The 14,670-nt window shown below is 54.3% G+C and carries 9 protein-coding genes; all 9 read right to left on the bottom strand.

Annotated features, from left to right (window positions below; all coding sequences use genetic code 11):
- Positions 1-129 precede the first annotated feature (129 nt).
- A complete protein-coding gene (locus ABD971_RS14900; RefSeq protein ID WP_345323297.1) occupies positions 130-1,140 on the bottom strand; it encodes a zinc-dependent alcohol dehydrogenase family protein in 1,011 nt (336 codons plus the stop codon).
- Positions 1,141-1,318: 178 nt separating this feature from the next.
- Positions 1,319-2,980, bottom strand: a complete 1,662-nt coding sequence (locus ABD971_RS14895; RefSeq protein WP_345323295.1) for a sulfatase — start codon at positions 2,978-2,980, stop codon at positions 1,319-1,321.
- 233 nt (positions 2,981-3,213) lie between these two features.
- Positions 3,214-4,305, bottom strand: coding sequence for a sugar kinase (locus ABD971_RS14890; RefSeq protein ID WP_339943474.1), 1,092 nt, complete (start codon positions 4,303-4,305; stop codon positions 3,214-3,216).
- On the bottom strand, positions 4,298-4,960 hold the full coding sequence (locus ABD971_RS14885) for a bifunctional 4-hydroxy-2-oxoglutarate aldolase/2-dehydro-3-deoxy-phosphogluconate aldolase (protein ID WP_345323293.1): 663 nt from the start codon (positions 4,958-4,960) through the stop codon (positions 4,298-4,300). Before ABD971_RS14885 ends, ABD971_RS14890 begins: the two co-directional genes overlap by 8 nt.
- A gap of 153 nt (positions 4,961-5,113) precedes the next feature.
- Positions 5,114-6,325, bottom strand: coding sequence for a kappa-carrageenase (locus ABD971_RS14880; RefSeq protein ID WP_345323291.1), 1,212 nt, complete (start codon positions 6,323-6,325; stop codon positions 5,114-5,116).
- A gap of 204 nt (positions 6,326-6,529) precedes the next feature.
- A complete protein-coding gene (locus tag ABD971_RS14875; RefSeq protein ID WP_345323289.1) occupies positions 6,530-7,897 on the bottom strand; it encodes a sulfatase-like hydrolase/transferase in 1,368 nt (455 codons plus the stop codon).
- 294 nt (positions 7,898-8,191) lie between these two features.
- A complete protein-coding gene (locus ABD971_RS14870) occupies positions 8,192-9,694 on the bottom strand; it encodes a DUF1501 domain-containing protein (RefSeq protein ID WP_339943483.1) in 1,503 nt (500 codons plus the stop codon).
- A 141-nt stretch (positions 9,695-9,835) separates the two neighbouring features.
- Positions 9,836-12,718, bottom strand: coding sequence for a DUF1553 domain-containing protein (locus tag ABD971_RS14865; protein WP_345323287.1), 2,883 nt, complete (start codon positions 12,716-12,718; stop codon positions 9,836-9,838).
- A 70-nt stretch (positions 12,719-12,788) separates the two neighbouring features.
- Positions 12,789-14,510, bottom strand: a complete 1,722-nt coding sequence (locus ABD971_RS14860) for a LamG-like jellyroll fold domain-containing protein (protein ID WP_345323285.1) — start codon at positions 14,508-14,510, stop codon at positions 12,789-12,791.
- Between the last annotated feature and the right edge of the window lie 160 nt (positions 14,511-14,670).

The raw sequence follows: 14,670 nt of genomic DNA, 5'->3' as shown, positions 1-14,670 counted from the left end.
AAGTATGCTGGTAAGTCGGGAAGCACGAACGTCTATCTTATACATAGATGCTCGTCATGTCGGCGATGTCGCACGCTGTTTGGACTGATTTCGGCGTCGGCGAGGGGCAAGTCAACGAGTCGTTGCGGGTTAGAGTTCGATCACGACCTTGCCGACATGCTTTTGCGAGGCAAAGTACCGGTAGGCTTCGATCGCCTCGTCGAACGAAAACGTCTTGTCGATTACCGGAACGATCTGGTTCACGGTCATGGCCGCAAGCATTTTCTCGTGCATTTGTCGACTGCCGACGTAGATTCCTCGCACCGTCAACAAGTTGAAAACGCTGAGCATCGGACTGACTTTGCCTGCGGGCGAATCGAGCAACCCGATCAAATGGACGTGACCGCCGACCGAAGCGGATTTAAGCGACCGTTCGAGTGTACCGGGGCCGCCCACTTCGACAACGTGATCGACTCCGTTGCCAGCGGTCAATTCGCGGATATGTTTGTGCCATTCCGGATGTTTGGCATAGTTAATGCCGAGATCCGCGCCTAAGGATTTTGCTTGTTCAAGTTTTTCGTCGCTGGACGAGGTGATGATAACACGAGCACCGGCAGCCTTGGCAAGCTGCAAAGCAAAGATCGAGACGCCCCCCGTTCCCAATAACAACACGGTTTGACCAGGCTGCAAATTCCCAGATTCGAACAAAGCATGCCATGCGGTCACTCCGGCGCACGGCACCGTTGCTGCTTCGGTGAACGACATCCCGTCAGGAATGGCGACCAACGACTGTTCTCGCACGATCATCGATTCCGCAAGTACGCCATCAACTCCGCCGCCTAGACCCGTTTTTAGCTTGGCATCGTCCACCGCGCCGTCGATCCAATCACGAACAAAAATTGGGCTGACCCGGTCGCCGACTTTCCAGCGAGTCACGCTGTCCCCCACCTCGAGCACCTCCCCGGCACCATCGGACAACGGGACGACGGGACGCGTGTCGTTTCGCATGTAGCCGCCTGCAGCAATGACGAGATCGCGGTAGTTCAGCGAGGCTGCCTTGATGCCGATTTTGACTTGGCCTTTTCCTGGGGTGGCATCAGCCGCGTCTACTTTTCGGATGGCGTCAATGCCTTTGTCGGAATCGATCAAGTAGCTTTTCATCGCAGTCTCCTAGAGTTTTTTAAATGTTCATATCATTCATCGCACCCTTGATGACCAATCTACCGCCGTGGCGTCAGTGGACGCGGATTCGAATCTTATTTGTAGGGAACTACTCGCAAATCGCATCCCCCCTTACAGCGAATGAAGTATATCGCTGCAAATTCTTGGCTGACTTCGTTTATTGACGGCTCGAAGGCCGGTTTCCCTTCCAACCGGCATCGAACTGTCGCAGCAATTGAGCTACCTGTTCAGGCGACGCGTCGGCGATATTGACGGTCTCATTCGGGTCTTCGAGATGATCGTACAGCTCGACATCGACCGGATCAGCTTCGGGGTGTTCGGTGTCTTTCCAGACCACCAGTCGATAGCGGTCGGTTCGCATCGTGTAACCCATCAAATGATTTTCGAACAAATCACGATCCCACTTATCCCCCTGCTGCGTGATGATTTTCGATTCGACTTCTTGGATCAGCGGTCCGAAGAAGGTTTCTCGCATGCTGGGCTGAAGCGGATTGGCCGCCCATTCGCGGAGTGCCGGGTTGGGGAACTGACTAAACGTCGCGGTTTTCCAATCGCGACTCGGCTCTTCGAGCAGCGGGGTGAAGCTGGTGCCTTCCAAATGAGACGGTTTCGATAATCCAGCCAGATCACAGAGCGTTGGATACATGTCGACAAGTTCAACGAGGGCGTCGGTGGTTTTGCCACGACTTCCCGCTGGCATATCCGGTGTCCAGATCATCAAGGGGACTCGCGTTGCGATCTCGTAATTGGTCGCTTTGCCCCATACGCCCATGTCACCGAGGTGCCACCCGTGATCGCCCCAGACAATGATTATAGTGTTCTGCCGCAGTCCTTCAGCGTCGAGCGCGTCGATCATCCGCCCCACTTGCGCATCGATGTAGCTGACGCACGCGAGATAAGCGTGTTTTAATGTTCGAGCTAAGTCGGGGGCGATATCGCCGCTCTTGGGAATCCCGTCGCGAACGCGCAGTTCAAAGGAAGCATGCAATCCCATCGCGGCGCCGTTGACGGGGGCAGTGTCATTCGCGGCCAACGGTATCTTGGCTGGATCGTAGAGATTCCAGTAACGTTTTGGTGCAATAAATTCGAGGTGGGGTTTGAAAAAGCCCAACCCAAGAAAGAAAGGCTTATCACCGCTGCGAGCCATCTCTTTCATCGTCGCAATCGCGAGATCGGTGTTGTAACCATCTCGGTACGCCTGATCGGGCACATCGGCACACTCATAGGCGGGGCCGTGAACAAGCCCGGTTCCGCTGATGCCTGGACCGTATTTGGCTGCCAGGATTTCGCGGTTCTTTCTCTGAATCGCTTGGTTCTCGGGTAATGCATAGCTGGGGAACGGAGCCTTCAAATTCAGCTTCTTTTTTGACGGTTGGCGACTCCAGGAGTTCTCTATATCCGCGTGTTCAGGGTTATGAAAAATTTTCCCACAATGAACCGCTTCGTAACCAGCGGCGATAAAGTGCTGCGAAAGCGTGACAATGTCCGGATTTAAATCACGAAACTTGGCCGTGTTCTCGACCACGCCGATGGTGTCCGGGCGAGCTCCGGTCATCAAACTAGCGCGTGACGGGCTGCAGATCGCTTCTTGGCAATAGGCACGATTGAACAGCAATCCATCGCTCGCCAATTTGTCCAAATTTGGGGTGATCGCAATTTCGGATCCGTAACAGCCCAGCTCGGGACGCAAATCATCAATCGCGATGAACAGCACGTTGGGTTTTGAGGACCCGTTGCTTGGCGTGACGTCAGAGCGTGGTTCGTCTGCCGGTAACGGAAAGGATGCAAGCAGGACTGCAATCAGTGCGAAGTATTTCATGATTTCTTGTCTCATTCGTTACCAGTTGATGAATCATGCTCACCGTCTGAAGCGGATGTGAGCATCCTTGGTCCCTCGTCTGCAAGAAGGCTTGCCAATTCTCGCAGCGGTCACTCTCAAATTCACGTTGCCGTGAAAGCGATAGCGATTGCGAAACATTCCGTTGTGTCCCTGCAACTTTTTCCGCGTGATCATGTCGTTACTGTCCGAGGCAGACGGAACACTCAAACCGCTTACCTCACCACGCGACCTGATGCCGATCCACCCATTAGCGATTCGACTTCGCTTCGTGTCGCGTAGTTAAAGTCACCTTTGATCGAGTGTTTCAAACACGACGCCGCTACGGCATAATTGACTGCAGTTTGCGGTTCGCTCAGCTCCGACGTCGTCAAGGCAAAGATCAGCCCGCCCGCGAACGCGTCGCCTCCGCCCACTCGGTCGACAATGTTTTTGATTTCATAGGGACGATAGTTCCCCTGTTCGTCCAACGGAGCAAAAGCGGCCCGATCGGCTGCCGCGTCGTATAACATTGCGCCCCAATTGTTATGGGTTGCTGACAAACTTTCTCGCAATGTGATTGCGACCTTGCTGATATTCGGAAATTGCCGCACCACTTGTCTTGCCACATCGGGGTAACGCGACGTATCAAGCGATCCTGAATGCACGTCCGTTGCGCCCGCTTGAATTCCGAGCACGTCATGGCAATCTTCTTCGTTGGCAATCACCAAATCGACGAACGGCAGGATCGTTCGCATTGTCGCGTTCGCCAATTCACGAGCCTTCTTGGTCTTGTCCCAATTCCACAGTTTGCCGCGGAAATTCAAGTCGATGGAAACCTGCAGCCCGGCGGCTTTTGCAATTTTCGCAGCCACAAGCGTTGCGTTCGCCGCGTTTTCGGACAGTGCCGGTGTGATCCCGGTCAGATGCAGCCACTGAGCCCCCGTGAAGATCTGGTCCCATTCATAGTGATCCGCCGGAGTGATCGCGATCGCCGAGTCGGCACGATCGTAGATCACATTGCTGGGCCGTTGATTGGCACCGGTTTCGAGGAAATACAGTCCTAGCCGTCCCTCGTCGGTACGCAAGATAAATTGTGTGTCGATGCCCATGCCGCGAACCGAGTCGACGGTCGCGTCGGCGAGGGCGTGTTTCGGAAGCGCAGTCACATAGCGGGCAGATCCACCAAAATTGCAAATCGAGACCGCGACACTGGCTTCCGCACCCGCATAGGTGACTTCCAACTCGCGAGTTTGACGAAGACGAAGATGGTCGGGCGCCGCCAAACGGCCCATGATCTCGCCGAACGTGACAACCGGTTTACTCATGGCTTGGTCCCTTCGCAATTTCGACGACTTCGGCGGCACGCGCCGTGATACCATCCCAATCATGATTTTCAACAAGCGTTTGTTGGACGATCCATGATCCACCGATCGCCAGCACATTGGGCTCGTTTAGATAATCCGTCATATTATCTGCGTTTAATCCGCCTAGCGGGAAATATTGGATGCCCAGATGTTTGTAGGGCGCGCTCATGCTGCGTAGATACGGAACTCCTCCGGTGGCGGCGGCGGGAAAGAACTTGACGAACCGGCACCCGAGTTCAATCGCGGCTTCAATTTCCGAGGGAGTAGCAATCCCCGGTGCAAATGGCAGCCCTGCTTCGACGGCCGCACGCACCACTCGCGGATTCGTTCCTGGAGCCACTCCGAAATCCGCGCCCGCCATTTTTACCTCGCGAACCGTTTGCGGTGTCAAGATGGTCCCCACGCCAACCAGCATTCCGGGAACGCCGGAAACGATCGCTTTGACCGCTGCTAGGCCTGCGGGGGTCCGCAGCGTCAATTCAATGGCATCGATTCCGCCAGCCAACAGTGCTTGGGCCAAGGGAACCGCGTGCTCGGCTTTCTCGACTGAAAACCCCGCGACCACGCGTGTCTCTTTCAGTCGCTGCAAAATTTCAGTAGGAAAGATCTGTGTCATTGTGGTTTGGTGTCTTTTCAAAAAACATTCCGTACGAAATAGGGAATTGGTTCCTAGCCGGTTAGGAAAGTGCCGCGTCACGCCCTGCACCCATCATGCGTATGATGCTTGATCACACGCTGGAAACCTATCCCACATTGACACGTCAGCAGCCTATCTCTCGTTCGCGGAATCATTCTTTAGTGAAGTCCTTTTTTTCTCGAACCAAGCTTGTCGCTCCAGCCCCGATGCGATGCCGTCCTGATTGGTATCCATTTCGTCAAAATTGGATTCCACCTTGGCTTGATTCCATGGCCAGCCTTCCTTTTCCCATTTAGCCTTTTCCATTGCGACAAAATCGGCCTTGGTCGTATCCGTCGAGGATTGGTTCTTTGCCGGCTTCATCGCAGTGGAGGGTTTTGCGATGCGAGGCTTGTCGGTTTGTGGTTGATTGATTTTCGACTCGCTCTGTTTTGCGGCACGATTCTGCCAAACGCGGACGTAGTCCACTGACATTGCCGTCGGAAATCCGTCGTTGGTGGTTTTTTCGTGCACAGGAACGCGATTCCCGTTTTGGTAGCCTTCGAACGGATAACGAAGTCCCAGTGAAAATGTGACGTGCATCGGAAGGTGCCAGTACAGGTTGGGTTTCCTGCCGATTTCTTTTCCATCAATGTACCATACGACCCAATCCTCTGTGTTTTCGACTGCGTAGATGTGATAGTCGTCGCGTGGATCCCACGGCGCCACAAACTCGTTTTTGCACATTGCCGGATTGGTGTTGGGACGGATCCACACTTTCGCTCCATTCTTTAAAAGCTGGGTGTGCAAGTTGCAATCGATGTGATTCACACCGTGGTGCTGCTTCGTCAACGCGTCGTATTCGCTCTGCTGTAATTCGATCACGTCAATTTCGGAATAGGTGACGGTCTCGCCATCTTTCGCTTGATAACGATTCTGGGGGCCTTTGCTATGCAGCCAAAATGCGGGAGACGCTCCGGGGAAACGTGAACAACCTTTCACGCGAGCCTCGAAATACCCGTAGGTTATCGTCTTGTGAGTTCGGGCGATCCCTGATTTGTAGTCGAGTTTCTGGTTGCCGCGCTGATGTGTTTGCTGGACCATCTGTAAATGCAGTGAACCATTGTTCTGGCTCGCGTTTTCGGGTTCCCAGCTCCAAGTGCCCCAGTCCTCGGTATTGGTGTTCCATTTTTGCGAGTTAATAGTATCGCCGTTGAACTCATCGGAGAACTCGGGCACCAATTCCCACTCACCGGGACTGGCCTGCAAAATGTCTCCGACGGGTAGCGGCGCATCCGCGATCACCGTTGATGAAACCGCGATCGAGAGGATCACGAACAGCATGCTTCTAAATACAACGATCATTTGGGATTCCAAGTGGTAAAGAGCGGGGGGGCAATTTGTTAACGGTCACGAGAATCGACAATTCGATCATGGCTATCGAGCATCCATTGATCGTTTGGCTACAGAACCACTTCCGAGCGACCGCAAATTGGACAACGATTCTCACGCATTTGCGTAAATCGTTGGTCGTTGTTTGCTGCATCGAGGGATGAATCACGCTCAGTTTTATTGCGATCCATCGATTGAAAACATCGACTCGTAATTAGGCATGTTATTTTGCTGCCACTGTTCGCCTTCCTTTTCGGTATAAAACCACAATGGCTGGGTGTGACTGTGGCTCCACTTCTCCGCCGCCGAGATCATGGTTTGCAGCACTTCGGGATGCGAGCGGCTGATGTCGTTGTCTTCGTGAATGTCGTTGTCGATGTTATAGAGTGTCCATCGTTTACCGATGCAAGTTGCTTTCCACTGGTCTTGCCGAATACCCACGTTGCTGAATGTTGCGTAATGACGCAGCGCAAAGATCGGTTGTCCCTTGCGGGAACTGCGGTCTGCTAGAAAGTCGTTCCAGATATCTTTGCCATCAAGTTCTTTGTTTTCCGGAACGCTTGCTCCCGCCAATCCGGCAAAGGTGGGATAGAAATCCAAAGCGGATACGGGATGATCAAAGCGTTTGCCTGCGGGGACCACGTTGGGCCAATGAAAGAACATCGGAACACGGAATCCACCCTCGCAAACGCTTCCCTTTCCTTTTTTAAGTGGAGTGTTGTCGGAGCCTGCCCCTTCTTTGCCCCCATTGTCACTTAAAAAAACGATTAAGGTGTCGTTCAATTCGCCGCTTTGTGTGAGCGCGGCAACCACATCGCCAACCCCACGGTCCACCGCATGCACCATCGCAGCATAGGTTCGGCGTTTCTCGTCTTTGATGTCCGCGTAATGGGCGAGGTCTTCGTCTTTGGCTTGCAGCGGTGTGTGCGGCGCATTGTAAGACAGATACAGGAAAAACGGAGTGTCCTTTTCTGACGCCTCTTTCACGAATCGCACGCCTTCACGCGAAAGCGCGTCGGTCATGTACTGCGTTTCGTTGACCTGGCGGCCATTGTGTTCGAGCGGCAGAATATAGTCATTGAAAGTGGTTTTCCCAGCCTTCTTTTGCCGTTCGTAAGTCGCCGTGTAATTCTCGGGAAAATAGTCGTGTCCTCCGCCCAAGAAACCGTAGAAATCGTCGAAGCCTCGGTTGTTTGGGTGAAACGGTGGATCAATGCCCAGATGCCACTTTCCCATCACTCCGGTGTAATACCCAGCGTCTTGCAGCACGGTGCTGATTAACGTTTCTTCAACCGGAATGCCTTGGTGGTTGTATTCCTCGATCCCGAGTCCTGCATTGGGCAAATTATAGGGGGCCCCAAACTCGTGCGGATAGCGGCCGGCCATCAATCCCATTCGACTCGGGCCACAGAATGGATGCGTCACATAGGCGGACGTAAAAATCGTTCCGTTGCGGGCTAAACGGTCAAGCGATGGCGTTTTGATGTCCTTGGCGCCGTTGAATCCTACGTCCGCATACCCAAGATCGTCACAGATGATGACCACGATATTGGGTCTTGGTGGCTCGGCTGCAAATGCCGTGGCCGACGTCACGGCTAGCGTCAAGACAGCAGCTGCGCACCGCAATCGATTTGATAAGCAGTGCGACGATCGGTCGATAGAGACGCGGTTGGGCATGGGGGGGATCCGAAAAGGGTGGTGAGGTTGCGAGTAGAAAGACACAGCGGTGCGGAGTTTTGGATGATCCAAGTGCAGGTAAATCGATTCGAAACTCGCGTGGCGTCCGCTTGGGGCAACACACGGTTTGGGGCATCATGCCGCTTGGTCAGACAGGTGCTTTTAGGCCAACACGTCCTTGATGACATGACCGTGGACATTGGTCAGACGTCGCTCGATACCGTTGTGATAAAACGTCAAACGTTCGTGATCGAGTCCCATCAAGTGCAACAGCGTCGCGTTAAAGTCATAAACGGTCGTCGGATTGATCGCCGCTTTGAAGCCAAACTCGTCACTTTCGCCATAGCTATACCCCTTTTTCACTCCGGCACCCGCTAGGAAGCAGGTGAAGGCGCTTGGGTTGTGATCGCGGCCCGTACCATTGCCCTGCAAAAACGGCATCCGTCCGAATTCGGTGGCCCAGACCACCAGCGTATCTTCGAGCATGCCTCGTTGTTTCAAATCGGCAAACAACGCCGCGGTCGGCTGGTCCATGATTTCGGCTTGCATCGCATGTGTTTTTGCGATGTCCGAGTGAGAGTCCCAGTTCGTGATCCCATTTCCGCCTGACGGGTCGCTGCCGTTGAACAGCTGAACCACGCGAACCCCTTTTTCCAGCAGACGTCGCGCGAGGATACAGTTTTGTGCATATTCGCCTCGCAGCTTGCTTCCGCCTTCGACACCGTATGCTTTCAGCGTTGCAGCGGATTCGCCGGAAATATCCATCACGTCGGGCACCGTGGTTTGCATCTTGCCCGCTAACTCGTAACTCGCAATTCGCCCGGCCAGATCCGCGTCGCCTGGATACTTTTCCAGGTGGCGGGCATTCAGTCGCTGCAGCAACTCGACCGTGCCGCGATCGGCGGCGGCGGTGAGCGATTCGGGGCGACGCAAGTTATTCGGAGGGGTCGTTGCGCTAAAGTCAGTCCCTTGAAAAGCGGCCGGCAAAAATCCGTTACCAAAATTGTTCTTACCGCTGCGCGCCATCCCTCGCGGATCATTGATCGCGACAAATGAAGGAAGTTCCTCGTTCTCGGTCCCCAATGCATAGGTCACCCAAGCGCCAAACGACGGAAATCCTTCCATCGTGAACCCCGTGTTCATGAAGTTCTCGCCTTGCGGGTGCGCACTGGTGTCGGTGGTTAACGCGTGAAAGAAACAAAAGTCGTCAACATGCTTCGCGAGATTTGGCAAGAGATCAGAAACCATCTTGCCGGTTTCACCACGAGGTTTGAAATCCCAGAATGGTTTGGCAATGTTTCCGGTCGGACCTTCAAATGTTACCTCGGGGATCCCGGGTGGCTTTTGGCCATGCAACTTTGCAAGTTCCGGTTTGTAATCAAACGTATCGACGTGGCTGACCGCTCCCGGCAAATAGATCACCAATACCTGTTTAGCAGGCATCGGGAAATGAGAGGGGCGAGCTGCATAGGGTTGACTTGGATCGATCACAGGGCGGATTGGATTCTTGCCAAACGCGGCTGTGTTTTCCGAGGCCAGTAATCCATCTTTTTGCAATAGACTCGAAAGTGCCAGTGCACTCGTCGACAGCCCTGCGGTGTGCAGGAAACCGCGGCGATCAAGCAGACGACGTCCGAGTGGCGATAATTTTTCTGGGTTGGTCATGTTCCGGTTCCTATGGCTTAGGAGCGTGCTGCCAATAAGTTGGCGTCGCTGAAAGAGTGAGGATCGATATTGCTAAGACGGGGGCAGGGACTAGTTAGGCGATAATCGTGTGGCATTTCGCGATCGTTAATCCAGAGCGGATCACGGCAAAAAGGCGAATTCGTTGGTGTTGATGATCGTTCGGCAAACCATCGCCAAGTCGGTCCGTTGAGCCAACTGTAGACACGCCGCGAACTCCGCGTCGGTCGGTTGGCGAGTGAGCAGCAATTCGAAGCAGCGGCGTACCGCCTTTGTCATTTCGCCATCACTTTCGTCTTCGGCTCGTTTGGCAATACGTTGAGATTGATCGATCACAAAGTCGCTGTTCAGCAGATTCAGAGCCTGCAGCGGTGTGGTGGAAACCGGTCGTTTCGCCTGGACTTGCCCACAATCGGGAAAGTCAAACGCAGTAAATAACTGGTCATCCACACGTCGCATCCGCTCTTGGTAAATCATCCGGCGCCACGTTTCGGGACCATAGTTGTCAACGACTTCCCACTGAGAGTATTTCTTTTTGACGTTATGAATGCGAAAACTGCGGCCGCCCACCGACGTGTTTAACACTCCGGAGGCTTGCAGGATGGAATCGCGAATCACTTCGGCCTCGACTCGTTTGGGCGGAAAACGCCACAACAGTGCCGAGCCGGCATCAATGTCGAGTCCTGCTTGACGAGGCAAGCTGGATTGGCGAAACGCATCGGACATCACCATTAAGCGAATCAGGTGTTTCATCGACCAAGCCGCGGGGGTGGTGTTCCGAGTGACTTTGGATTGGCTGTTCACCGTTTCCACCGATGCTGGACCAGACCGCATGCTGATCTCGCTAGGCTTTACGAATTCGGCGGCCAACCAGTCCAACAACTCCGGATGCGTCGGAGGTGCTCCGGCAGCACCAAAGTCGGCGGTGGTCGGCACAATACCCTGTCCGAACACGTGATGCCAAAAACGATTCGCGGCGACCCGCGCCGTCAACGGATTTTCTGGATCGGTCACCCAATCGGCGAACGCCTTGCGTCGTTGTTTGCCGGGTGCGTTGGAACCTAACCCCAAATCGCCGTCGAGTTCACTTAAACCAGCGGGGACAACTTCAACGCCTGGGTTTTCGGGACTGCCGCGACTGAACACATAGGTGGTTACGGGTTTGACAAAACGCCCGACAAAACTTGGCTTGGGGCCTTCCTCGTTTGCCAATTCAATTAGCCGCTGCAATTCCTTGGTAATCGCGACGCGTTGCTGGTTCTGTTTGTTCAGAGTTTGATGTTGTTTTGTCCCGGCCACCTCTTTCCACTGGCCGTCTTCGGTTTGTACTTCGACGATGTACGGATCGGTGCCGACAAAATTTAAGCCGGTGAGGTAGTCGGTTTCTAGAAAGTCGCCCCGATTCGAGCTCATCCGAATCCGATCGATTTCCTGTGGTTGCGTGAAGGTCAGCTGGACCCAGGGATAGTCCTGAGTACCCTCAGGTTTTTTGCCGGCCCAGCCATCGGTTCCGTATTCACCATCATTGATGTTGGATAAATCACCCCGCAACACCGCCATTTCCTCGGGGCTGTAGCTCTTGGTCCCTTCGGAAGCCAAAGCAAAATTACGGTTACGTTCTTTTTTGCCGAAGATTTCTAGCTCATCGACTCGCACCGAATTCTTTGTAAAGGTCAAACGAACCGACTGAGTTATCGTGGCGGGAAAGCGAACTTCTTTGTACCCAATCCAATGTTCATCCCAGGGGCCCATTTCTCGCAGCTGACGACGCAGGTTGTTGATTTGGCCATACAGTTCTTTGCCGCGAATACGGCGAGGATGGTCGTCGGAGAGTTCCGGGAACCGGCTGCCAAATTCAACGTCTTGGAATACTGCCGCCATCGAGTAGTAATCTTTGATCGAGATCGGATCAAATTTGTGGTTGTGACACCGCGCACAGCCAATCGTCATCCCCATCGCGGTTGCGCCGACCGTCTGCAGAACCTCGTCCATCCGATCGGCACGAGCTTGCCGACGCGCGGTCGCTTCTTGTCCGACAGTGGCCGCAGGCACGTGTGGACCAGAGACCAGGTAACCCGTCGCGTCGCCTTGGCCGACCGTATCGCCAGCGATTTGCTCGAACAAAAATTGATCGTACGGCTTGTCTTCGTTGAACGCGCGGATCACATAGTCGCGATAGATCCACGCGTTCTTGCGATACATGTTGCTCTCGGATCCGTTGGTCTCGGCCCAGCGAATGACATCCAACCAGTGTTGAGCCCAACGTTCGCCAAATTGAGGCGAGGCCAGCAATCTCTCGACCAGATGTGAATACGCCTGCTCGGAATCATTCTCGTGCTCTGCGACAAAGTTATGTACCTGTTCGGGAGTCGGCGCGAGCCCGGTCAACACAATAGACACACGCCGGATCAGCGATCGCGGGTCGGCGGCTGGCGAGTATTCAAGTCCCTCTTCGCCTAAACGGTCGAGCAAAAACGCGTCGATGGAGGAGCGTTTAGGGTTCTCTTTGTCTGCAATCGCCGATTGTCGATGGCTGCGGACGTCGATGTGCGGTACCTCGGGGCGGACGACGGGTTGAAACGACCAATGGTCCGATTTTTCGCGTACCAATTTGGCGTCCATTTGCCCGGGCCACACCGCTCCTTGTTTTACCCATTGGCGAATGAGTTCGATCTTGTCATCGCTCAGCTTTTCGTCGGGCGGCATTTGTAAATCGGGATCTTCGTACGCCACCGCTTTGACCAGCAGACTCATTTCGGCGTTTCCCGGCACGATTCCAGGATCACCATAGTCACCTCCTTTCAGCAGTGCGACGCGGCTGTCGACTCGAAAGTTCGATTCCTGTTCATCGGGTCCGTGACAATCAAGACAGCTCTCATTGAAGATCGGTAGGATGTCCCGCTGGAAGTCGATTTCGCCGGCAAACGTCGGTGCGTGCAGCCACATGACGCCGACGACAGCGGCGAGCAAGGTGCGAAGAGTCGATGTGATACTTTTGAGAATCATGATTTGCAATCTTGGGAAATCAAAAAGTCGTATTGAATTGTTGGCGGTTGTTTTGAATGTCGCGGGTGGGTCAGTATCCGGACGGCTTGCCGTTTTCGTACATCGTTTGAATCTCTTCGGAACTCAGTGCCGCGTCAAAGATCGCTAACTCGTCAATCGTTCCATTTAAATTACGAACGGCAAAGCGTGGCGTTTTACGAAAGGGCTGTCCCCAGTTTCCGAGCTCGGACGCACCGATATGCAGCTTGTTGACCAGCAGGTCGGGGCGAATGGAATCATCGCTGACGATTTTGCCATCAACGTATTGCCGGACTCGTTTCTCGGCGGGGTCGTAGACGGCGACAATTTGCATCCAACGACCTGCTTTGGATGGATCCCAGATTGACGGCGTGCGATAGACACGATGTCGCCCCGCGTCGCGGACCACCGCATCTTCGACTTTGCTGTAGTACATCACTTCGGCACTGTCATCGACCATGACCGAAAACATCACGCGGCCTTCACTATCGATTTGCCAGTGAGGCTCGCCGTTTTCGTAGCCGTCGGCCATGAACAACGCGTTATAGACGTGACCAAGGCTGTCAATTCGGACCCAGCACATAAAAGTGAATGCTTGGAATTCGCCATCAATTAGTGTACGGACGCGTGCACCGGGGCGACTAAAATCAAGTCCCAACGACTTGCCGCCGACCCGTCCCGTGGTTTGGTTGACCGAACCGACGATCGCACCGTCAAATTTGCTGCCGGTACGAGCCCGATTCGGAACGCTGCGTTCGTCCCTCAGTTGGGCGATGGGGTAGTAGGCGATCAACCGATCGTCGTTTTGCAGTTGTTCGGAGTACGATTCCCACTGCGAGAAACGCTCTTGTTGCTCGAGTTCATGCCGCATCCGCACATCGGTCACCGTACTGAGATCGGCAAACGTGTCCTCCTCTTCCTCGGTTCCGGCCAATCGTCGGGCTTGTCCCGTGGTCAAGTGGTTCCCGTCATGTTCGCCGCCGCGAAGTTTGATCTCCCCGTCAATCACCTTCACGCGAGCGGTTTCGGGGCCCACTTCCAAGGCGAACTCGGTTCCCAAGTCGATGATTTCCGAGTCGGCCGCTTTGACAACAAATCCTCGTGCGGCGGGAGGGACATTTGCACGCATGCGGCCAGCTAACATTCGCACGGACCAATCGGATTCAAGGTCCAATTTGGCCGGGCCTTCGACCACCAGCGTTGCGCCACAGAAGAAGTCGATTTCAGCAACCCCCTCATCAAACTCCAGCACCCCGGCCGGTAACACGTCACCTTCGCGGTACGAGCCGTCGATTTGTGTCCACTGAATATCAGCAACACGGCGAAGCGTTGCATAGCCGGCAATGGTGCGTTCGGTTTTTGCCAGTCGAACATTCACGTTCTCAGCCCCTGAACGGTCGATCCCAGGCACCGCTGCGACGGAGTCCGACAAATGGGATTTGCCGAGTTGATAAGCCACCCCGCCGACCACCAAGATCAAGGACGCGGCAACCGCCATCTGGAAAACGGAAAAACGACCCGGCTTGTCTTGTGGCACCGTTTGCGGTGTCACGACATCCTGTGATTCGACAGGTCGCGAATCGAACAGCCCCTTGGCCGCGATGTCCCCGCTGGCTATCTCGCGGAGCTCTGCATCGAGTCGCGAATATTCGCGAAATGCCGCTCTCGCTTCGCTTGAGTCCCGTAACCGCTGCTGCAGCATTTCGGAATCGGATTCGCTGATTCGGCCATCCAGCCAAGCCGCGATCAATCGGTTCAGTTCAGTATCAGGCATCAAAGCCGCTCCGCAACAATCGACAGGAAAATTAGGGGAATAATGACGATCCGGCAGCTGGCAACCTTCGGTAAAACGAACGTTTGGTTGCGGTTTTGCGAGCCAATTGCGGCATCGATCCTTGATCGATGTTGCGTCAATCGGGGCCGAAATGTCTTCC

The organism is Novipirellula rosea, from assembly GCF_039541335.1.
In the GTDB taxonomy this organism is placed as follows: domain Bacteria; phylum Planctomycetota; class Planctomycetia; order Pirellulales; family Pirellulaceae; genus Novipirellula; species Novipirellula rosea.
The sequence above is the reverse complement of the archived record's forward strand: the minus strand, read 5'-3'. Positions and strand labels throughout refer to the sequence as shown.

Excerpts from the sequence above, each read along its gene's own strand:
- ABD971_RS14900 (WP_345323297.1), bottom strand. The coding sequence starts at position 1,140 with ATGAAAAGCTACTTGATCGATTCCGACAAAGGCATTGACGCCATCCGA.
- ABD971_RS14895 (WP_345323295.1), bottom strand. The coding sequence starts at position 2,980 with ATGAAATACTTCGCACTGATTGCAGTCCTGCTTGCATCCTTTCCGTTA.
- ABD971_RS14890 (WP_339943474.1), bottom strand. The coding sequence starts at position 4,305 with ATGAGTAAACCGGTTGTCACGTTCGGCGAGATCATGGGCCGTTTGGCG.
- ABD971_RS14885 (WP_345323293.1), bottom strand. The coding sequence starts at position 4,960 with ATGACACAGATCTTTCCTACTGAAATTTTGCAGCGACTGAAAGAGACA.
- ABD971_RS14880 (WP_345323291.1), bottom strand. The coding sequence starts at position 6,325 with ATGATCGTTGTATTTAGAAGCATGCTGTTCGTGATCCTCTCGATCGCG.
- ABD971_RS14870 (WP_339943483.1), bottom strand. The coding sequence starts at position 9,694 with ATGACCAACCCAGAAAAATTATCGCCACTCGGACGTCGTCTGCTTGAT.
- ABD971_RS14865 (WP_345323287.1), bottom strand. The coding sequence starts at position 12,718 with ATGATTCTCAAAAGTATCACATCGACTCTTCGCACCTTGCTCGCCGCT.
- ABD971_RS14860 (WP_345323285.1), bottom strand. The coding sequence starts at position 14,510 with ATGCCTGATACTGAACTGAACCGATTGATCGCGGCTTGGCTGGATGGC.